18 protein-coding genes are annotated in these 21,457 nt (G+C 61.7%); 2 read left to right on the top strand and 16 right to left on the bottom strand.

Going from position 1 to position 21,457, the window contains the following annotated elements:
- Positions 1 to 38: 38 nt before the first annotated feature.
- Positions 39 to 1,934 carry an NAD(P)-dependent oxidoreductase gene (locus tag ACTJLD_RS10955; protein ID WP_440658725.1) on the bottom strand — a complete coding sequence of 632 codons (1,896 nt, stop codon included), beginning with the start codon at positions 1,932 to 1,934 and terminating at the stop codon, positions 39 to 41.
- A gap of 429 nt (positions 1,935 to 2,363) precedes the next feature.
- Here ACTJLD_RS10955 and ACTJLD_RS10950 point away from each other — a divergent pair, with 429 nt between their 5' ends.
- Entirely contained in the window at positions 2,364 to 3,563 is a 1,200-nt protein-coding gene (locus ACTJLD_RS10950; RefSeq protein WP_440658723.1) for an ABC transporter substrate-binding protein, read from the top strand.
- A gap of 181 nt (positions 3,564 to 3,744) precedes the next feature.
- Positions 3,745 to 4,509: an SDR family NAD(P)-dependent oxidoreductase gene (locus tag ACTJLD_RS10945; protein WP_440658721.1), complete on the top strand. Its 765-nt coding sequence runs from the start codon at positions 3,745 to 3,747 to the stop codon at positions 4,507 to 4,509.
- Positions 4,510 to 4,627: 118 nt separating this feature from the next.
- Here the strand turns inward: ACTJLD_RS10945 and ACTJLD_RS10940 are convergent, their stop codons facing one another.
- The 15 genes from ACTJLD_RS10940 to ACTJLD_RS10870 all read right to left on the bottom strand — a co-directional run bounded on the left by ACTJLD_RS10940 (position 4,628) and on the right by ACTJLD_RS10870 (position 21,457).
- Positions 4,628 to 5,650, bottom strand: a complete 1,023-nt coding sequence (locus tag ACTJLD_RS10940; RefSeq protein WP_440658719.1) for an amidohydrolase family protein — start codon at positions 5,648 to 5,650, stop codon at positions 4,628 to 4,630.
- A gap of 31 nt (positions 5,651 to 5,681) precedes the next feature.
- Positions 5,682 to 6,374 (bottom strand): branched-chain amino acid ABC transporter ATP-binding protein, encoded by a 693-nt coding sequence (locus ACTJLD_RS10935; protein ID WP_193093288.1) that lies wholly within the window; start codon positions 6,372 to 6,374, stop codon positions 5,682 to 5,684.
- Positions 6,375 to 6,376: 2 nt separating this feature from the next.
- Positions 6,377 to 7,144, bottom strand: coding sequence for an ABC transporter ATP-binding protein (locus ACTJLD_RS10930; protein WP_059497372.1), 768 nt, complete (start codon positions 7,142 to 7,144; stop codon positions 6,377 to 6,379).
- Positions 7,141 to 8,139: a branched-chain amino acid ABC transporter permease gene (locus ACTJLD_RS10925; protein ID WP_440658716.1), complete on the bottom strand. Its 999-nt coding sequence runs from the start codon at positions 8,137 to 8,139 to the stop codon at positions 7,141 to 7,143. The genes ACTJLD_RS10930 and ACTJLD_RS10925 overlap by 4 nt, the downstream gene beginning before the upstream one ends.
- Before the next feature lie 3 nt (positions 8,140 to 8,142).
- Positions 8,143 to 9,009, bottom strand: coding sequence for a branched-chain amino acid ABC transporter permease (locus tag ACTJLD_RS10920; protein ID WP_059497376.1), 867 nt, complete (start codon positions 9,007 to 9,009; stop codon positions 8,143 to 8,145).
- A complete protein-coding gene (locus ACTJLD_RS10915) occupies positions 8,997 to 9,263 on the bottom strand; it encodes a hypothetical protein (protein WP_193093290.1) in 267 nt (88 codons plus the stop codon). Before ACTJLD_RS10915 ends, ACTJLD_RS10920 begins: the two co-directional genes overlap by 13 nt.
- A 439-nt stretch (positions 9,264 to 9,702) precedes the next feature.
- Positions 9,703 to 11,382: an electron transfer flavoprotein-ubiquinone oxidoreductase gene (locus ACTJLD_RS10910; protein ID WP_440658714.1), complete on the bottom strand. Its 1,680-nt coding sequence runs from the start codon at positions 11,380 to 11,382 to the stop codon at positions 9,703 to 9,705.
- A gap of 377 nt (positions 11,383 to 11,759) precedes the next feature.
- Positions 11,760 to 13,214: an NAD(P)(+) transhydrogenase (Re/Si-specific) subunit beta gene (locus ACTJLD_RS10905; protein ID WP_440658712.1), complete on the bottom strand. Its 1,455-nt coding sequence runs from the start codon at positions 13,212 to 13,214 to the stop codon at positions 11,760 to 11,762.
- Positions 13,215 to 13,219: 5 nt separating this feature from the next.
- On the bottom strand, positions 13,220 to 13,537 hold the full coding sequence (locus tag ACTJLD_RS10900; protein WP_193093293.1) for an NAD(P) transhydrogenase subunit alpha: 318 nt from the start codon (positions 13,535 to 13,537) through the stop codon (positions 13,220 to 13,222).
- Positions 13,538 to 13,545: 8 nt separating this feature from the next.
- Entirely contained in the window at positions 13,546 to 14,706 is a 1,161-nt protein-coding gene (locus ACTJLD_RS10895; protein WP_440658711.1) for a Re/Si-specific NAD(P)(+) transhydrogenase subunit alpha, read from the bottom strand.
- Between the two features lie 185 nt (positions 14,707 to 14,891).
- Positions 14,892 to 16,097: a 3-oxoadipyl-CoA thiolase gene (pcaF, locus tag ACTJLD_RS10890; RefSeq protein WP_440658926.1), complete on the bottom strand. Its 1,206-nt coding sequence runs from the start codon at positions 16,095 to 16,097 to the stop codon at positions 14,892 to 14,894.
- Between the two features lie 304 nt (positions 16,098 to 16,401).
- Positions 16,402 to 17,613: an ABC transporter substrate-binding protein gene (locus tag ACTJLD_RS10885; protein WP_440658709.1), complete on the bottom strand. Its 1,212-nt coding sequence runs from the start codon at positions 17,611 to 17,613 to the stop codon at positions 16,402 to 16,404.
- A gap of 156 nt (positions 17,614 to 17,769) precedes the next feature.
- Positions 17,770 to 19,317 carry a 3-hydroxyacyl-CoA dehydrogenase gene (locus ACTJLD_RS10880; protein WP_440658707.1) on the bottom strand — a complete coding sequence of 516 codons (1,548 nt, stop codon included), beginning with the start codon at positions 19,315 to 19,317 and terminating at the stop codon, positions 17,770 to 17,772.
- A gap of 438 nt (positions 19,318 to 19,755) precedes the next feature.
- Positions 19,756 to 20,691 (bottom strand): electron transfer flavoprotein subunit alpha/FixB family protein, encoded by a 936-nt coding sequence (locus ACTJLD_RS10875; RefSeq protein WP_440658705.1) that lies wholly within the window; start codon positions 20,689 to 20,691, stop codon positions 19,756 to 19,758.
- Positions 20,692 to 20,707: 16 nt separating this feature from the next.
- The gene (locus tag ACTJLD_RS10870) at positions 20,708 to 21,457 is read right to left on the bottom strand and encodes an electron transfer flavoprotein subunit beta/FixA family protein (RefSeq protein ID WP_440658704.1); all 750 of its coding nucleotides are present in this window, start codon (positions 21,455 to 21,457) and stop codon (positions 20,708 to 20,710) included.

Genomic DNA, 21,457 nt, shown 5'->3' with positions numbered 1-21,457 from the left:
GCAATCGGACGGAACACCTCGCACCGTCAAGCGTTTTGTCACGAAGCGGAAAACGTGATCCCCGCCCGCGCTTCGAACAGCGTTGCCAGCTCGTCGATGTTGGCATCGCCCCCAAGTTCATTCGCTGCCGCCTCGACCACGTTACGGACCGCATTCGCGATCAACATCGGCGCACCGCAATTCATTGCGGTCTCACATGCCAACCGGAGGTCCTTCACCATGAGCTCGAGACGCAAGGTCGCAGACCGTCCGCCCGCCGCAAGCACCGGGACGATGCGCTCGAACGTCGCACTCCACCCTGACCCGCTGTTGATCACTTTCTCGATGTCTCGAAGCCTCAGACCGTTTTTGATCCCCATCGCCACAGCTTCATACGCGATCAGCCGATTGCAGGCCCCAATTGCATTCTTGACCAGCTTCGCGATATGGCCATAGCCGGTGCCGCCGCAATACACGACGTTCGGGCTGATGGATTCGAGCAGCGGCCGCACGCTCGCGCAAGCGTCCGGCGCACCGCTGCACATGATCGCCACGGTGCCTGCCTCCGCCCCGCTCGGGCCGCCCGAAACGGGCGCATCTACCAGTTCCACGCCCAGCGCCTTGAGTTCCTCCGCCATACGGCGCGTAGCCGAGGGGTCGCCGGTCGTCTGATCGACGACGATCTTGCCGGTGGCCAGGCCTTCCACCAACCCGCCCTTCTCGAAAATTACCTGTCGGACCACAGCCGAGTCAGGCACACAAATCATGATGACGTCGCAATCGCGCGCCAGCGAGGGCAAATCCGGCGCCGCAACGGCGCCATCAGCTTCGAGTTCGCGTACGATCTCGGGCCGCACATCGAACACCTGTACCTTTGTGAATTTCATCAGGCGCCGCGCGAGTGCCGCGCCCATCGCACCAAGCCCGACATAGCCGACCGTCAACCTGTCCCGACCCGCACCATCCGCCGTCAACGCCGGCACGGACGTCGGAATCGCATCATCACGCAACCGCGTGCCCGCCATCGACTCGATGAGCTTGATGACATCCTCGAGACGAGCATCCTGTCCCAACGTATTGACACCGGTCTGCAGCAATCCGAGCGTGATGCTTGAGACAGGCATCGGCGCGCCGGCGCCCATACCTAGCTCGATGGCCTGACGAACATCCTTCACCATCAGCGGGAGCGCGAAGTTGGTCGCGGCCCGGCCTTCAACAATCGCAGGCAGCATGGTCTGAGTGATGCGGTTTCGAGCCGTGCTTTTGTTTAGTACATCGGTCAACGTCGCCAGCGACAGTCCCGACTTTCTTCCCATCGCGACGATTTCCAGCGTCGCAAGGCGGCATGCCGCGTTCATCACGTTGTTGACCAGCTTGATCGCCTGCCCGTCGCCGACCCGCTCGCCACATCTGAAAACGTTCGAACTGATTGCTTCGAGGATCGGCGATACCGTCTCATATGCACTGTCGGGCCCAGAGACCATGATCGTCACCTTGCCCGCATGCGCGGCGGCTACGCCACCGGCCACCGGCGCGTCGACCATCGCGACGCCCCGTGCCGCGAGGCGGGAAGCGATGTCCCGGGTTTGATCGGGCACACCGCTCGTCTGGTCGACGATGATCTTTCCCGGCGTCAACCCCTGCGCCAGCCCTTCGGGGCCGAAGATGACCTGCCGCACGTTCTCCGTGCGCGGCAGGCATAGCATCACGACGTCGCAGCGACGTGCCAGTTCGGCGGCAGACGGTGCGACGTCGGCACCGAGCTTCTCGAACTCGGCCACAGCCGCAGTATTGATATCCCAAACGCTCAGCTCGTACGCGCCGATGAGTCTCTGCGCGAGCGGCGCACCCATCGCGCCCAAACCGATATATCCGACTTTCATGTACAGCCCCTTTTCCAAAAAAATGCCGCGCTGCAGTTTCGTCCCAGTCGACAAGTCGGTTGCAGAATTCATACCAGCTTCATTGGGCATCATGCGATGCGGCAGTGCTGCGCCGGTATATCGCGAGTAAAAGGATCCGCCGTCTGTCCTAGCGAGGCCATCGCATACGCAGTCACAGCAGCATCCCGACCGTCGACACCTCGCCGCTGCTCACACATGTCCTCGGGAAACACAGTTGTCCGCAATAGCGACGTTTGACCGACACTCCGGCACGCATGCGCACAGCGCCTCCATCGCGAGCTACAGCGCCTCCGACGGTCGTTGGCATCGCAATTGCTTGATTGCCGTCAGTTCAGTTCGCGGAGCCGATAAGCCGCTTTCGGCGGATAACAGAATTTTTTTACGCCCAGCGCTACGTACTGAGCGGCGATCCGGGTGTTCGGACGAGGTAGCGCCATTTCCGGACTTGAACCCATTGATAACTACCAGAAGGAGACTTTGATGGCGAAACATTGGAAGACGGCAAAAGCAGCGGCTTGCGTAGCGACGCTCGCCGCATCCTGGGCGGCCTGCACGCCAGCGTCGGCACAATCGTGCGAAATCAAAATTGGCGCGTTCGGCCCAATGAGCGGCGGCGGATCGTCGTGGGGCCTGGCCGAGAAAGCTGCCGTCGAGTTCGAGGCCGCCTATACCAATGCCAATGGCGGCCTGCAAGTAGGCAACCGCAAGTGCAAGGTCGTGCTGACGAGTTACGACTCGCAATCGACGGCTGCCGGCGGGGCAGCTGCCGCGAACTATTTCGCAAGCCAAGGAGTTCACGCGACTGTGGGTCCGGTCCCGTCGGTCGAGCTCGCGGGATTCAAGCCCATCGCAAAGCGCTATGGCATTGTGAATTTTGCGCACTCGTACGCGAAGGACGTCATCAACTCGCAATATCCGCTCGCCTTTGCGGTATCGCTCACGCCTCCGGTCTGGGGCGCCTCTGTCGTGAAAACCGCAAGGGACGAGTTCAAGTTCGACAAGGTGGTCGTTCTTGCTCCGAACGATCAGGGCGGGACCGATGCGGGTAAAGCACTGGCCCAGGAATACGAAAAGGCTGGCGCCAAGGCGACCCTCGAATTCTATCAACGCGGCACCACGAACTTTGCGCCCATCGTCGCCCGCCTGATGAGCATGAGCCCTGGCTCGGTGGAGTTGGGGCCGATGCCACCGGGTGAAGCCGGCGTCCTCGTCAAACAAATGCTTGGCGCCGGATACACGGGCGCGTTCGGTGACCTTGGCAGCGGCGCAGAGGTCGTGCTGAACACCGTGGGCAACATTTCAGCCCAGAAGGCGTTCTACTGGCTCGAACTCGCACCGATGGATGACCCCGGCGTACAGCGTCTGAATGCGGACTACGAGCGCGTGATGAAGTCAAAGGCGCCGGACAACACCCTGTTCTATCCGTCCGCGCTCGCCGCCGAGCAGATTCTTCGCGCAATCTCGCGGGCCGGAACGGATCAGGACGGCGACAAGATCGCGGCCGCGTTGCGGGAGATGACACCGGAATCTCGCTACCTCGGCAAGGGAGGGTGGCGCGGCAAGGCGCAATACGGAATTAATCAGCAGCTCGCGTTCCCGATCGGGATGGGTGTGATCGCGAACGGTAAAAGGCAAAAGGACCGACGCGTCGCCATTGCGGCGGAACCTGCAACGCCTTGAATCTCCGAATGTGCGGTTGATCGTCGAGGGTCGCGCGGGACAGGCACGTTACCGCGCGACTTTTGCCGGATCTTTCACTCACCACGGCAACGCGAATCGACGAAGTCACGGCGAACCCGCGCGTCGCGAACGCGTTGCACGACCGCACGTGGTGACTTCGATATGGAAAGGAAAAGTGGACATGAAGCGTTTTGAAGGGAAGACGATCGTCGTGACAGGCGGCGGCAGCGGAATTGGCGCGGCGTGCGTCCGACGTCTGTTCGACGAGGGCGCATTGGTCGTCGCAGCAGACGTACGCAAGGAGGACGTCGACCAGGTCGCATCGGAATTTGGCACGACCGGCCGCGTCCACGCCGTCGCGATGGACGTATCGAATCGCGACCAGGTCAATGTATTCATGGCCGGCGCTGCCCGGCAATTCGGCCCGCTTCACGGGCTGGTGAACTCCGCCGGTATTCGCGGCGTCGGCAACATACTGGATTTCGACCCGGACGCATGGCACCGCGTCCTGTCGGTGAATCTGGATGGGACGTTCTATGTCTGCCAGGCATTTGCACGGATCGCGACAGAAGCGAAAACACCCGCGTCGATCGTCAACGTATCTTCGGGTGCCGGCATTCGAGGTGTGCCGAACCGGCTCGCATACGCGGCATCGAAGTTCGGGGTGTCCGGCATCACGCATACGATGGCACTGGAACTGGCGCCGTATGGAATCCGCGTGAATGCCGTTGCCCCGGGGATGATTCGCACGCCGATGACTGCCGTGATGTTCCAGGATCCGGACAACGAACAACGCATCCGGGATGCACATCCGATCGGTCGCGAAGGTGAGCCCGAAGAGGTTGCCGCCGCTATAGCGTTTCTGCTGTCGTCAGACGCGAGCTTTGTCACGGGTATCGTCATGCCCGTGGACGGTGGCTCGACGGCAGGCATTCCGTCTCACTGAGGCATCGAGCTTTCCGTCCGCAGTGAGCGGACGGAAAGCAGAACTCATCGTCTTCTTGCAGGGTTGCCGCGGCGACCCGAGCCGTCTGCAGGCTCGCCCCCGGTGCAATGCTCGTTGTTCAAGACAGATCGATCCGATAGACGCGTGCCGCTGTATCGTGGAAAAGCGCCGCCTTTTCTCGCGGCGAGACGTCCCGAACGACATGCTTCAGCGCGTTCCACATCGGCACGAATCCGCACGACCGACCATCGGGCGGATAATTGCTTTCCATCATGCAGCGATCCACGCCGAAAGCATCGATTACGGTCTCGATATACGGTCTCCACGCATCGGCCAGTTCCAGATAGCCGACGGGCTCCGCGAGTTTCTCGAAACCGAACCCCCAGAACGGCAATCCCAACCCGCCGATCTTGCACAGCACGTTTTGACGGCGCGCCACTTCACGTATCGCCAGTCTCCACTGCGCGAACACACGGGCACGGCCGTCGGCGTCCATGTCCATGGCCATCGCCTGCCCCAAATGATTCAGGACGATAAGCGTATCGGGAAAGGCATCGGCAAGTTCGCAAATGTCGGCCATCTGATGATGGAATACCGCCGCATCAAACGTCAGGCCACGCGTCGCCACCTCCTGAAAGCCTGCACGAAATCCGGTGGATTTCATGATTCCAGGCGCCGGCCGGTTCGTGACATATCGGAACGGCGCATCGCTCGGATCTTCGATCGTGATCTGGCGAACGCCCCTGAATCGCTCGGGTGCGACTTCAAGCGACCGATCGAGCAATTCCGCCACCGCCGAGCCGAATCGCAGGTCCGCGTTCCCGACGATAGCTGCGCAAACGCGGCAATCGCCATAGGCACCGCTGGCGCTCATCGCCGCAACCCCGTTCGCAAACTCGACCTCGCCCAGCGGCCGCAGCACCTGCGGGCCATCCTGTCGTGCGAAGGCCAGCGTTTCCACGTAGATGGACGCGACGATCCGGTGGCCCGCGTTCACGTCCTCCAGATAATCCTCGAACATGTAGCGCAATGCCGGTCTGTCAAAAAGGTGGTGAGCGGAGTCGATGATCGGCAGGTCGGGGTCGATGATCGGCTCATCGCGTCCGGCCTTGATCTGCGGATACGGAAACATGTTCGTCATTGCATTTCCTTGTCTTGATGTGAATTCGAATTCAAAGATATTCGTCGGCCAACGCAACATCGCGAATCTCGTCGACGGTGCCGCTACGCCGAACTTCGCCACCACGCATCACGTAAGCGCGGTCGACCAGCTTGAGCGCGGGACGGGCCATTTGTTCGGTCATCAGAATCGTCGTGCCGCGACGTTGCAACTCCCGAATCGAGTCGCTGATGCGCTCGATCCAGACTGGTGCAAGTCCTAGAAATGGTTCGTCCAGCAGCAGCAATTTGGGTAGCGTGCTCGCCGCACGTGCGAGAGCAACGACCTGCTGCTGACCGCCGCTCAATTGGTTGGCCGGTTGGTCCGCGCGTTCGGCAAGCAGCGGGAACGTTCGCTCCATCCACTCGAGGTTGGCCTGCGCGGATGCCTTCGGAATGCCGAGTGTGCCGGCCAGGACGTTTTCCCTCACGGTCAGCGAGCGAAATATCCGGCGCCCTTCCGGCGAGTAGCCGATCCCGAGACGCGCACGAGCCGGGCACGACACGCCAACCAGATCCTTGCCGGCGAACCGAATTTGACCGGATGCCGCGGGAACCAGACCGACCACGGCATTGATCAGGCTCGACTTGCCCGCCCCGTTTGCGCCGACCAGCAAGACGGTTTCTCCCTCCTTCACCTCGATCGACACTTCTCGAAGTGCAACGATGCCTCCATAGCAAACGACCAGCTTCTCGATGCTCAGCATTTTCAATCCTCACTTATGCCCAGATAAGCCTCAATGACATCGCGACGGGAAAGCACGTCGTCCGGCGTTCCCTCCGCGAGCAGCCGCCCTGCCTCGAGCACGATAATGCGCGGGCACAGTCGCTTCACCATATCCATGTCGTGCTCCACGATCAGGACACCGCAACCGAGCACATTTCGCGCATGTTCGATGAAGCGGTCCACCTGTGGTCGCTCTCGGGCCTCCAGCCCAGCGGCCGGCTCGTCCAGAAGCAAAAAGCGGGGTCTCGAAGCGAGCACCATCACCAGGCCAAGCATTTTCTGGAGCCCGTACGGCAACTTATCGCTCGGTTCGTGAAGGTGTTGTGCGAGACCGAACTCATTCAGCAAACTTTCGATTCCGAGATCCGCATCCAAATGGGAGGTGCTGAAGCGTTGCGCGCGAAAAAGATTCTCTTCGACAGTCGCACTTTTGAACGTGTTGGTCTGCTGGAAGCTGCGCGCGACGCCGAGACGGGCCACGTTGTAGAACCGCTTCCCGGAGATAACGTGGCGGCCCAGCGAAATTCGTCCCGACGTCGGCGGCAGCATACCGCTCATCACGTTGATCAACGTAGTCTTGCCTGCGCCGTTAGGGCCGATTACACCAAGCACTTCGCCAGCCGGCACTTCGAAGGAGATGCCTTCGAACACGCGTAGGCCGCCGAATCGCTTGGTGATTGATTCGACTTGCAACGTCGTCGGCACGGGGGCTTCGCTGCTCTGTTTGGAGATATCAATTGACGAACTCATACTCGGCGATCCTCGATACGCGGTTGAAGCACGCCCCGTTGGCGCTCCTTGGCTTTGTCAAACAACTTCGTCAGCGTTCCGACGATGCCGCCGGGAGCAATCATCATCACGACGACGAGCAGCAACCCGAACAATCCAGAAGACAATTGAGCGTAGCTGCTGAAAACATCGTTCATCGTGATGAGTAGAAGACTGCCCACGACGACACCAAGCAACGATCCGCGCCCGCCGACAAAGACGTACGCGATGTAGCTGTTCACGGACCACGTGGTGAATGAGCTCGGATGCGCGGTCGACAACATGTTGACCAGTGCGAAGCCCGCAAGTCCCGAAACGGCGGCTGAGGAAATAAAGCCGATGGTGCGATATTTCCATGGTGCAACGCCGAGGCTTTCTGCAAGCGTTTCGTTTTCCTCGATCGACGAGAACTCGGGCCTGAGGACGTGCGTAATGCCAAGCGTAAATAGCGCGGAGACGATACAAATTGCGACCGTGACGACGACGACGGTCGCTGGCGAGGTCGCGCCCATCCCGAACAGCAACGCGGGCGGGACACCCGTAATCCCGTTCGGGCCACCGGTCAATGCCGGCGTTTGGAAGATGACGATCTGAAGAATTTCGTTGAAGACGAACGTGATAAAAATGAAGTACACGCCTTTGAGCCGAAGTACCAGCGCCCCCAGTGGCAGCGCCACGAGGGCCGGCACAATTGCGCTGATCAGCATGAGCAGAACCAGGTTCGTCGTACCGGCATTCGCCGCGATTGCAGCGGCATAGCCACCGAGCGCCATGAAAGACGGCGCCGAGAACGACAGCAGCCCCAGCCGCAGCATGATGTAGATGCCCAGTGCGGCACACACACCGATTGCGGACTGACTGGTGAGCGAATACATGAACGGATCCGTTGATGCAAACGGTACGATGAGAAGCAGCAGTAGTACGACCGCGCCCGATATGTCGAGCATGAAGTCACGGCGGCGATGGGTCATTTTCATAATTCAGGCCTTGCGTGTAACGGTACCGAACAGCCCCTGCGGGCGAACCAAAAGGATCAGCATCACGATCACGAACAGCACGAGAGCTCCCTGGGAGCCCCCGAGGTAGACACTGGCGTAAGCCTCCACCAGACCCACGACGAATGCGGCAATCGTGGCACCACCTACACTTCCCAGTCCGCCCATGACGACGACGATGAACGCTCTGCCCAGCACCGAATCTCCGCTCGATGGCTCCAACGCAAGAATCGGCGTGACGAGTGCGCCGGTCAGTCCCGCAAGAGCCGTTGCAATGGCAAATGCCAACGGGAACATGCGTGCGGGCCGGATCCCCTGAGCGCGCGCGACCGGACTGTCATCCGCCATCGCACGCAGAGCGATGCCGTATCGCGTCTTGAAGACGAGGTAATAAACGCTGCCGATCGCCAGCGCGCACACACCGAAGACGACCAGATTTGCGTAAGGGATATAGAAACCCGGACCGCGCAGTGAGCCGGTCACCGGGAAGGGGAAATTCATCGGCTCGGCGCCATAGGCGACCGTCATGCCGGTCGTGATGATCTGATAGATTCCTAACGTCATCAGCATCGTCGCCAAATGGTCGGAGACATTTCTCTCCACGACCAAGACCTCCACCAGATATCCGATCACGCCCGTTGCCAACGCGGCGATTAGCACGGCTGCCGCGAACGGCACGCCCAGGGACTGGGACAGCGAATAGGCAATGTATCCGCCGAGGATGTAGAAACCACCATGAGCGAAGTTCACCACGCCCATGATGCCGAAAATGAGCGTGAACCCGATGCTGATCAACGCATATTGGGTGCCCAGGCTCAGACCGATGACGCCAGCCGAAATCAAGCCTTCCATGACTTTGATACCTCTTTTTCGATCGTTGGGATAAAGGACGCGCCGAAGGAACGGCTGTCAACGTTCGGGGCGGCGTTCATCAATCGAAACACGCAGCGCCGATGGCCGCGCATGTGGAACATCGTCTGTCCCGTCTCGCGCGTCGCGATGTGCTGTTGCGGAAAATGGAAGGTGGTGCATCGATTGTCTCCTGTTCTTTCTATCGCTAATCGTTCGATCTCGAATGCCGCCGGCCATTGCGAAAGACGAACCATCCGTGACCACGGTGGCATCGGCCCTATGCTTCAATCCGCAACGTTGCAGTGGCACGTCAAGTAGCACAGATAACGCAATGCCCGTGCCAGCATTCGGCGGACTCTGGAAGCATTCCAAACGACATCCGCGGCGAGCGAACAGGATTCGAAAGTGAAGGAGCCGGTTCCCGGGCCCACGTAGTTCCGATCGGAATACACCCGTCCAGATGCGACTTCATTAACCGACGAACTCGATGGACGGGCGGAAGCGGCATGTGCATGCATCGCCGCAAATGTGTCCTTGAAAAAGACAGATGTCCGTTCCGGCGACTCCCGCTAGACAAGATCACGGACATCCGGAAATCCCGCAGCTGGCGGACCCATGCTTGCCTGGTCGGAAGCGGCATCAAACTGGCATTGATTGTCGATTTCTCGTCACGGCTGATAAAGCGAAGGCGCACTACATGTTCGGATAATTCGGCCCGCCGCCGCCTTCCGGCGTGACCCACACGATGTTCTGCGTCGGGTCCTTGATGTCGCAGGTCTTGCAGTGCACGCAGTTCTGCGCGTTGATCACCAGCCGGTCGCTGCCGTCGTCGTTCTTCACGAACTCGTACACCGCCGCCGGGCAGAAGCGCCCCTCCGGCCCCGCGTACGTGCGCAGGTTCACGTTCACCGGCACGTTTGCATCCTTCAGCGTCAGGTGCGCCGGCTGGTTCTCCTCGTGGTTCGTGTTCGAGATGAACACCGACGACAGCCGGTCGAACGTCAGCTTGCCGTCCGGCTTCGGATACTCGATCGGCGTGCATTGCGACGCCGGTTTCAGCATCTCGTGGTCCGCATGCTTGTGATGCAGCGTCCACGGCACGTTGCCGCCCATCACCTTCTGCTCGAGCCCGACCATCAGCGTGCCCAGGTACAGGCCCTTGGCCATCCACTGCTTGAAGTTGCGCGCGCGGTACAGCTCCGTGTGCAGCCACGATTGCTTGAAAGCATCCGGATACGCATTCAGCTCGTCCGACTGACGGCCCGCCTGCAGCGCATCGAATGCGGCGTCGGCAGCCAGCATGCCGGTCTTGATCGCCGCGTGGCTGCCCTTGATCCGCGACGCGTTCAGGAAGCCCGCGTCGTCGCCGATCAGCGCGCCGCCCGGGAACACCGTCTTCGGCAGCGACAGCAGGCCGCCGGCCGTGATCGCACGCGCGCCGTACGACACGCGCTTGCCGCCTTCGAGGAACGCGCGGATCGACGGATGCGTCTTGTAGCGCTGGAATTCCTCGAACGGCGACAGGTACGGGTTCGTGTAGCCCAGGCCCACCACGAAGCCGACCACGACCTGGTTGTTGTCCATGTGATACAGGAACGAGCCGCCGTACGTGTCGGACTTCAGCGGCCAGCCGGCCGTGTGGATCACGAGGCCCGGTTTGTGCTTCGCCGGATCGATTTCCCACAGTTCCTTGATGCCGATCCCGTACGCCTGCGGATCGGCGTTCGCGTCGAGCTTGAACTTCGAGATCAGCTGACGGCCGAGATGGCCGCGACAGCCTTCCGCGAACAGCGTGTACTTCGCGTGCAACTCCATGCCAAGCTGGAAGTTCTCGGTCGGCTCGCCGTCCTTGCCCACGCCCATGTTGCCGGTAGCGACGCCCCTCACCGAGCTGTCCTCGTTGTAGAGAATCTCCGCTGCGGGGAAGCCCGGAAAGATCTCGACACCGAGCGCTTCGGCCTGTGCCCCAAGCCAGCGCGTGACGTTGCCCAGCGAAATCACGTAGTTGCCGTGGTTCTGGAAGTTGGCGGGCAGCGCCCAGTTGGGCGTCGTGACCGCGCTCTTTTCGGACAGGAACAGGAAGCGGTCTTCCGTCACCTCGACGTCGAGCGGGGCGCCGCGTTCCTTCCAGTCGGGGAACAGTTCGGTGATCGCGCGCGGGTCCATCACCGCGCCCGACAGGATGTGCGCGCCGATCTCGGAACCCTTCTCGAGCACGCACACGCCGATCTCGGTGCCTTTCTCGGCAGCCAGCTGCTTGAGCCGGATCGCGGCCGACAGCCCGGCGGGGCCGCCGCCGACGATCACAACGTCGTATTCCATCGATTCGCGCTGTCGCGCTGCGTCACTACGCACGTCGGCTGGATTTGTCATCAATCCCTCAAAATAAACGGACCGACGCGCTCGTCGCGGGACCGGCTATTGATGTGATGCGCATGCCACCATCACCGGTCGCCCGATCACGTTATCCCGCAAACTGCTCGAGAACGAGCAGCAGATCGGTCTTGCTCGGGCGCGTACCCCAATGGCTTCCACCAGCGCTCGTGGCCACGATCATCCATGACTGGGGCGGAAAGAATTCATGCGATAGCATGCCGTTCGACGAGATGCGAAGTCGTCCCGAGCGTTCGTGAAACTCGGCTGTCAGCGACGTGTTTCCGATACGCCTTTGGACCAGCGTTGAACCGAACATATTTCCCCTCCCCGATCGGGGACGCGGACCGTAAAGGGGTCCTTACCTGTTGGCCTATTTAGTCGATCGCCTTCACCATGTCCTCGACTACCTTCTTCGCGTCGCCGAAAACCATCATCGTCTTGTCCATATAGAACAGTTCGTTGTCGAGCCCCGCATATCCGGCAGCCATGGAACGCTTGTTGACGATGACCGTCCTCGCCTTGTACGCATCGAGAATCGGCATACCGTAAATCGGACTGCCCTTTTCTAGCGCGAGCGGGTTCACCACATCGTTGGCGCCGAGCACGATCGCAACATCAGCCTGCGAGAACTCGCCGTTGATGTCCTCCATCTCGAACACTTGGTCATACGGAACCTCCGCTTCCGCGAGCAGCACGTTCATGTGCCCCGGCATGCGCCCCGCGACAGGATGAATCGCGTACTTCACCGTCACGCCCTTTTCCGTGAGCTTCTGGGACAGCTCATTGATCGCATGCTGCGCGCGCGCGACGGCGAGCCCATATCCCGGAACGATGATCACGGATTCCGCATTCGACAGCATGTAGGCGGCATCGTCCGCGCTGCCGCTCTTGACCGGACGCGCCTCCTTGACCCCGCCGACGGCGGCATTGGCCTCGCCGCCGAACCCGCCCAGAATCACGTTGAAGAACGACCGGTTCATCGCCTTGCACATGATGTAGGAGAGAATCGCGCCGGAGCTTCCGACCAGTGAGCCGGCAACGATCAGCATCGGGTTGCTGAGCGAGAAGCCGATGCCGGCCGCTGCCCAACCCGAGTAGCTGTTCAGCATCGACACCACCACCGGCATGTCGGCGCCGCCGATCGGGATGATGATCAAGACGCCCATCACGAACGCGAATGCGAGCATCAGCAGAAACACCGGCCCGCTCTCGGTCGCGACGAAGATCAGCCCGAGCGCGATCATGGCCAGCCCCAACACGAGGTTCAACAGATGCTGGCCTTTGAACTGGACCGGCGCCCCCTGGAATACGCGAAGCTTGTATTTCCCGCTGAGCTTGCCGAACGCGATCACCGATCCGCTGAACGTAAGCGCGCCAATCGCCGCGCCGAGGAAGAGCTCCAGCCGGTTACCACCCGGAATCGGCGGATGCGTGAGACCGTCCAGGCCCGCGCCGCCCGCCGGCGCGGGCGTAATGCCGAATGCCCACGGTTCCGTCACCGCAGCCACCGCGATGAAGACCGCCGCTAGCCCGATCATGCTGTGCATAAACGCGACCAGTTCGGGCATCTTGGTCATTTCCACCCGGTGGGCCATCACGGCGCCGACGGTTCCCCCCAGGAGCAAACCGATCAGCACGAGACCGAGCCCGGTTGGCGTGGCGGCGAGCTTCACGAGCAGCGCCGCGGTCGTCAGCACAGCGATTGCCATGCCTGTCATGCCGAACACGTTGCCGCGAATTGCCGTCGTCGGATGAGACAGCCCCTTCAAGGCCTGGATGAAGCAGATGCTGGCCAGCAAGTACAACAAGGTAACGAGATTCATGCTCATGATCGTTACGCCCCCGTCTTTTCAGTCGTCTTCCGTTCTTTCTTCTTGAACATCTCGAGCATTCGTCGCGTGACGAGGAACCCCCCGAACACGTTGACCGCTGCGAGGGCAACCGCCAGTACGCCGGCGGTCCTCCCGAGATTGCTAGACGTCAGTCCCGCCGCCAGCATCGCGCCGACGATGACGATCGCCGACACGGCGTTGGTCACGGCCATCAATGGCGTATGCAATGCAGGCGTCACATTCCAGACGACGTGGTACCCAACATAGATGGCGAGGATGAATATGATCAGGTTGGTGATGATATGGCTGACAGCTTCCATGGCGATTCTCAGTTCGTGGTCGAAACTTCGGCCGTTGGCCGGGCGCGAGCAGGTTGATCGCGCAACACTATGCCGTCCCGGGTCACCAGGCAGCCGGCGACAATGTCGTCCTCGAGATCGATCCTCACACCGCCCTCTTTCGGCAGAATCAGCTTCAGAAAATCGAGTACATTGCGCGCATAGAGGTTGCTGGAATCGGTAGCGACCAGTGCCGGCAGATTCGTTTCGCCGACGATCGTCACGCCGTTCCATACCGTCGTGCCACCCGGCTTGGTCAGCGGGCAATTACCGCCCTGCGCCGCAGCGAGATCCACGATCACGGACCCCGGTTTCATCGATTGCACCATCGCCTCCGTCACCAGTACTGGAGCAGGTCGCCCGGGAATCAGCGCGGTAGTGATGACGATATCGGCGGCCGCAACGCGCTTGGCCACCTCGACCTGCTGACGCTGAAGCCACGAAGCCGGCATCGGTCTCGCGTATCCGCCGACGCCCTCGGCCGCCTCTTCTTCTTCCGCCGTCTCATACGGGACGTCGATGAACTTGGCCCCCAGCGACTCGACCTGTTCCTTGACGCTGGGACGCACATCGCTCGCCTCGATGACGGCACCCAGGCGCTTCGCCGTCGCGATGGCCTGCAACCCGGCCACTCCGACACCGAGAATCACCACGCGGGCCGCCTTCACGGTCCCCGCAGCCGTCATCAGCATCGGAAAAATGCGCTGATATCGATCCGCAGCGATCATGATCGCCTTGTAGCCCGCAATATTCGCCTGGCTCGACAGCACGTCCATGCTTTGCGCGCGCGTCGTGCGAGGCGCCGCCTCGAGCGCAAACGCGGTGATGCCGGCCTTGGCCAGCCGTTCGAGACCGATCGCGTCGAACGGATTGAGCATACCGACCAGCACAGCGCCCGAGCCGAATGCGGCGAGTTCGCTCTCGAGCGGCGGCCTGACTTTCAACACGAGTTCGCAGCCGAGCGCAGCCGCCTGATCGACGATCTCGGCACCCACGGCGCGATAAGCATCATCGGTATAGCTGGCCCCCAGGCCCGCGCCCGAAGCCGTGCGCACCGTGTGTCCCTGGTCCCTCAGTTTTTTGGCCGTCTCCGGGGTGACGGCGACGCGGGCTTCGCCCGGCGTCGTTTCGACGGGCACACCTATCAGCATGACGTCTGCTCCTTGATGAAAATGATCGTTCGTTGCTGCGCAGCGGATACGCGGACCGACGCGCGATGTCGCGTCGGCGATCAGCCGACGATTGGTGGCGCGCACATGGCCTGCACGCCGCATGGACGGCGCACGAAACGAACTCGCCGGTTTCGGCAGAGTCCGCTACACGTATCCGATCGCACTTAGACGCGTTCCAGGATCAATGCGATGCCTTGGCCCACCCCGATGCACATCGTGCACAGTGCGTAACGACCGCCCGTGGCGTGCAACTGATTGATTGCCGTCGTCACGAGACGCGCGCCGGAGGCGCCGAGCGGATGGCCGAGTGCGATCGCCCCGCCATTGGGGTTGACCCGGGGATCGTCGTCACTCAAGCCGAGCAGGCGCAACACGGCCAGTCCCTGTGCGGCGAACGCCTCGTTGAGTTCGATTACATCGATTTCGTCGAGCCCCAATCCGGCCAGTGCCAGCACCTTCTCCGTCGCCGGCGCCGGACCGATACCCATCACGCGCGGCGGCACGCCCGCGGCGGCCATCGCGACCACACGCGCACGCGGCGTGAGGCGGTGTTGGCCAATCGCGCGCTCGTCAGCCAGCAGCAATGCACACGCTCCGTCGTTGACGCCGCTTGCATTGCCGGCCGTTACACTGCCGTCGGGCCGCACGACGCCCTTCAGCTTGGCAAGCGTTTCGAGCGACGTCTCGCGAGGATGCTCATCCTGCGTCACGACCAGCGGATCGCCTTTTTTCTGCGGGATGGAGACTGGCGTGATCTCGCTATCGAAGAACCCTCGTTTTTGCGCGGCGAGCGCCTTCGTCTGCGAGGCAAGCGCCATCCGATCCTGCGCGTCGCGCTCAATCTTGTAGTCGACCGCGACGTTCTCCGCCGTTTCAGGCATCGCGTCGACGCCGTACTGCTCCTTCATCAGCTTGTTGACGAACCGCCAGCCGATCGTCGTGTCGTAGACCGCGTTCCCACGGCTGAAAGCCGACTCCGCCTTCGGCATGACGAACGGCGCGCGACTCATGCTTTCCACGCCACCCGCGATCATCAGCGCCGTTTCGCCGGATTTGATCGCTCGCGCCGCGCTGCCTACCGCATCGAGGCCCGAGCCGCACAGACGATTGATCGTGGCACCCGGGACACCGAGCGGCAGGCCGGCGAGCAAGCCCGCCATGCGCGCGACGTTGCGGTTGTCCTCACCGGCCTGATTCGCGCAGCCGTACAGCACGTCGCTGACCGCCGCCCAGTCGACGTCGGGATTGCGCTCCATCAGCGCCCTGATCGGAATCGCGGCCAAATCGTCGGCTCGCACGGAAGACAGCGCACCGCCATAACGACCGAACGGCGTACGGATTGCATCGCAGATAAAGGCTTGTGTACTCATGACGTGGCGTCGCACCGAGAAGTTGAAGTCGCACTTCTATTGCAATGAACATGCCAATCGCGCCGGGACGCGGCATTCGCGGTCCGATACGGTCGCTGCTGGCACGGCGGACGGGCTTTCACCCGCATGCGACGCCCATTCCACGCGCCACCACATGATCACGTTCATGCGGGAGTGTTGCGTCGCTGTCTGCGCTCTCTACATGAGATGTCTTTTCGACGGACACCACGCATCGACTCCGCCACGATTCGCAATGCCGCTTCGACATCGGCGCGCCGGGCACGCGCCTGCAAGCTTCGCTCGCTCAGTGTGCGGGCAGTTGGCAGCCGCTCTGCTCAAGCGTCTCGAAGGCCTTTTCCTTCGGAATCACGGACCGGATCTTCAGCAAGTCCCACTCGCCCTTCGATTCCGACGGTTTCTTCGCCTCGGCCAGATACATGTCGTGCACCATCAAGCCGTTTGCCAGAATGCGACCGTCCCGCGCAAAAAAATCGTTGATCGGCATGGCCTTCATTTTCGCCACGACCGCGTCGCTGTGCGTGGTTCCAGCCGCCTGAACCGCCTGCAGATAGTGGGTCACGGCGGAATACATGCCCGCCTGGACCATCGTGGGCATCTTCCCGGTCGCGGCGTTGAATGTCCTCGCGAACGCCCGCGTCTGAGTGCTGTAGTCCCAGTAGAACGCGGTAGTGAACTGAAGACCCTGCGCTGTCTTCAGTCCAATGCCCTTCAGATCGCCGTCGAAAATCAGCAGCGGCGCAACGATCTGCTTGCCGGTCATCAGGCCGAACTCGGCGGCCTGACGAATCGCGTTTTGCGTGTCGCGTCCCGCGTTCGCGAGTGCAATAACCTGGGCTTTCGACGACTGTGCCTGCATCAGGAAAGACGCGAAGTCCGAGGTCGCCAGCGGATGGTTGATACTGCCTACCACCTGCCCACCCATTGATTGGACCACCTGCGTGGCCTGCGACTGCAACGAATGGCCGAACGCGTAATCGGCGGTGATGAAGTACCAGCGCGTGCCCCCCTCCGACACGACCGCCCGCGCCGTGCCGTTCGCGAGCGAATACGTGTCGTACACGTAGTGGACGCCGTACGGCGAGCACTGTTTTCCGGTCAGATCGGTCGTCGCGGAACCGGCGAAGATCGTCACCTTTCGCCTTTCCGCACCGAGCTTCTGCAGCGCGAGCGCCGACGCCGAATCAGTCGACTCGATCACCATCGATACGTTATCTCTGTCATACCATTCGCGCGCACGCGTCGCAGTAATGTCGACCTTGTTCTGATAGTCTGCCGACAGCACTTCGATCGGCCTGCCGAGCACCTTGCCGCCGAAATCGCGCACCGCCATCTTTACCGCCGCCACCCCACCGGTTCCGCCGATGCCAGAATAGACGCCGGACATATCGACAATTACGCCGATCTTCAACGGCTCCGGCGGCGACGCCGCAAACACGGTCTGCGACGCGAGTGCCACGATGGCGAGCGCCCAAGGAAGGTCAAATCGCAGTTTCATCACCTGTCTCCGTTTGTTGTATTTGCAGCAGACCGACGCGTCGATCGAAGGGCATCCGGTCTACGGCTTGTTCAATGCGATAGCGGGCTTGGGATGGTTGGAAAAACGGCTAGCGTGAGCAGACTCTTGCGCCTGTTCTCGGTCGATCGCCATTCGTCAGGCGGGCGCCCGGTCAGGCGACGTCAACGACAGACCGAGGCGCGCGCGTCGAACGAGCCACGGCGATGGCCGATATCTCTGGTCGCCGAAGGTCTCGTAAAGACCCCGCAGGATGTCGAGGACCCGCGCCGCGCCGAGCGCATCGCCCCATTCGAACGGACCGGCCGGATAGCCGAGACCGAGACGCACCGAGACGTCTATGTCCTCCGGTGACGCGATTCCCTGTTGAGCCATTTCGCAAGCAAGATTAACGATGCACGCGACCACGCGCGGCGCGACGAACCCGGGTGAATCGGCTATGACGAAAGCGGGAATCGATTGCGTGGCGAATATCGCCTGTGCCGCTTCGATGGCCGACTTTGCCGTTCCCGGACACGTCATCAACGTGACGCCCGACAGCCCGCAGAAGATTGGATCGATCGCGACAACCTTGCTCGGATCGAGATGCAGATTCGAAATCGCGGTCGATAGGTCAGTGTCGATCGGAGCCGCAAGTGCCAGGTCGGCATCGCGCGGGTCGGCGACACGCGTTACCTGCGACAGCAGCGTCACGACGGACTCCGGCAACGCCGCCACCCCATCCGTCGGCCACCACACGGTAACGTTACCCGGCGACGAATGCTGCGCCGACGGCGACTCGGCGGCAGCCTGCTTGCCGTCGTAGTGATAAAAGCCCTGCCCGGCCTTGCGACCCAGCAGACCGGCATTCAATCGGGTGCGTGCCAACATCACCGGCCGGTAACGATCGTCGCCGTAGTACTGCGCATGGATCGATTCCATCACGGGCACGGACACGTCGAGCCCGGTCAAATCCAGCAGCTCGAACGGCCCCATGCGGAATCCTGCGCACTGGCGCAGGATTCCATCCAGTACCGAGTGTTCGCCGGTTTTTTCCGCAAGCAGCTTCAGCCCTTCGGTGACGAACGCACGTCCCGCGTGGTTGACCACGAACCCCGGCGAATCCGGCACGACGATCGGACGATGTCCGATGCGCCGCGACAGTTCAGCCAGTGCATCCCGCGCTTCCGGTGCGGTTCGGGGCGCCTGCACGACCTCGACCAGTCGCATCCGCGTGACGGGATTGAAGAAATGCCAGCCGGCCACGCGAGACGGCTGCGCACAACCGGATGCGATTGACGTCACGCTCAGCGATGACGTATTGCTTGCGAGAATGCACGTCGAGGATACGATCGATTCGAGCTCCTGCAACAGCCGCTGCTTGATCTCGAGATTCTCGACGATTGCCTCCACGACCAGATCGCACGCGGCCATTTCGGCCAGACTGGCGACCGCGGCAATCCGCTGCAGCGCAGCGTCGGCGTCGCGCTGCTCGATCCGGCCTTTTTCGACCGACTGCATCAGATCGCCACGCATGGCTGAAATGGCCCGCGCCACTGCACCGTCTGTCACGTCGAACAGTTTCACATCGCAACCGGCTACCGCGCAAACCTGTGCGATACCGCGCCCCATCGCGCCTGCGCCTACCACGCCGACTCTATTCAGAGCTTGTCCCAATCTCCATCTCCCATTCAATTTGCGCTTCATTCAATCCACAAACGTCGATCATCGGAGCCGTGCGCTCACTGCCGAGGGGCTAAACGCGTCCGAATTTTTTCGCGGTTCGTGTACGCGACAGAGAAACTAACCGGCATATCGCGATCCGCCGATCACCGCCCGTCTTCTGTCGGTGGGGGAAAACGTGCCACGAACCATCGTCGTGACGAAAGAACACGATTGACAAGGGTTCGGAAGAGCAATCGAAGTCGATTCACACGCAACGCCACGGGTTTTCATCCGATCGGCCGATACGTGAGAAACGGAAACGCACGGCAGGGCCGCTGCCAAACCATTTTCCGATTGCCGCTCGCAGAGAACGTTTCGGTACAGTAATCTCGGCTCCTCCGCCCGCTGGGTCACGCAACCGCAAACCGACATTGCGTGGTTTCGTGATTGGTGCGTCGACCTGAACCATTCCCGATGGCGTCAGCCCGGTTCGCGGACGAGTTCCGGCACGATCTCGAACAGATCGCCAACCAGGCCGTAGTCGGCCACACTGAAGATCGGTGCTTCCAGATCCTTGTTGATCGCGACGATCACCTTCGAATCCTTCATGCCGGCCAGATGCTGGATCGCGCCCGAGATTCCCACCGCGATGTACAGCTGCGGTGCGACGATCTTGCCGGTCTGGCCAACCTGATAGTCGTTCGGCACGTAGCCTGCGTCGACTGCCGCGCGTGACGCGCCGAGTGCTGCCGACAGCTTGTCGGCCAGCGGCTCCAGCACCTTCGTGTAGTTCTCGCCGCTGCCCAAGCCGCGACCGCCCGACACGATGATGCTTGCCGACGTCAGTTCCGGACGGTCCAGCTGCGTCACCTCGCGGCTCACGAACTGCGACTTGCCTGCGTCTGCGGCCGCCTCGATCTTCTCGACGGCTGCGCTGCCGCCTTCCGCTGCAACCGGATCGAAACCCGTTGCACGCACCGTGATCACCTTGATCGGGTCGCTCGACTGCACCGTCGCGATCGCGTTACCCGCGTAGATCGGCCGCTCGAACGTGTCGGCCGAATCAACTGCGATGATGTCCGAGATCTGCGCAACGTCCAGCTTCGCAGCGATACGCGGCACGATGTTCTTGCCGTAGGCGGTCGCCGGCGCGAGGATGTGCGAGTAGTCCTTCGCGATGTTCAGCGCCGTCGCTTCGATGTTCTCTGCAAGACCGCTCGCGAGCTGCGGTGCATCGGCCAGCAACACCTTGCCGACACCTGAAATCTTCGCTGCCGCATCGGCTGCCGCTTGCGCGTTGTGGCCTGCCACCAGCACATGGATGTCACCGCCAATCTTCGCCGCCGCTGCCACCGTGTTCAGCGTCGCGGCCTTGATCGACGCGTTGTCGTGTTCTGCAATCACCAGAATCGTCATTTCTTTGCGCTCCCTCTTACAGCACCTTGGCTTCGGTCTTCAGCTTCTCGACCAGCGTCTTCACGTCCGGAACCTTCACGCCGGCCGCACGCTTCGGCGGCTCGACCACCTTCAGCGTCTTCAGACGCGGCGCGACATCCACGCCCAGGTCTTCCGGCTTCACGGTTTCCAGCGGCTTCTTCTTCGCCTTCATGATGTTCGGCAGCGTCACGTAGCGCGGCTCGTTCAGGCGCAGGTCGGTCGTGACCACGGCCGGCAGCGTCAGCGACAGCGTTTCCGCACCACCGTCGACTTCACGCGCAACGGTTGCCTTACCGTCGGCGATCGTCACCTTCGACGCGAACGTCGCTTGCGGCAGGCCCGCCAGCGCAGCCAGCATCTGGCCCGTCTGGTTCGAATCGTCGTCGATCGCCTGCTTGCCGAGGATCACCAGTTGCGGCTGTTCCTTGTCGACCAGCGCCTTCAGGATCTTCGCGACGGCCAGCGGCTCGACGCTGTCGGTCGATTCGACGAGGATCGCGCGGTCCGCACCGATCGCCAGCGCCGTACGCAGCGTTTCCTGCGCCTGCGTGACACCCACCGACACGGCGATCACTTCGGTCGCGACGCCCGCTTCCTTCAGGCGCACGGCTTCTTCAACTGCGATTTCGTCGAACGGGTTCATCGACATCTTCACGTTCGCGATGTCGACGCCCGTGTTGTCCGACTTCACGCGGACCTTCACGTTGTAATCGACCACTCTCTTCACTGGCACCAGGATTTTCAT

Source organism: Burkholderia sp. 22088 (assembly GCF_052045915.1).
Taxonomy (GTDB): Bacteria; Pseudomonadota; Gammaproteobacteria; order Burkholderiales; family Burkholderiaceae; genus Burkholderia; species Burkholderia cepacia.
Note: the sequence above shows the minus strand (reverse complement) of the source record. Positions and strands in the feature narration are given on the sequence as shown.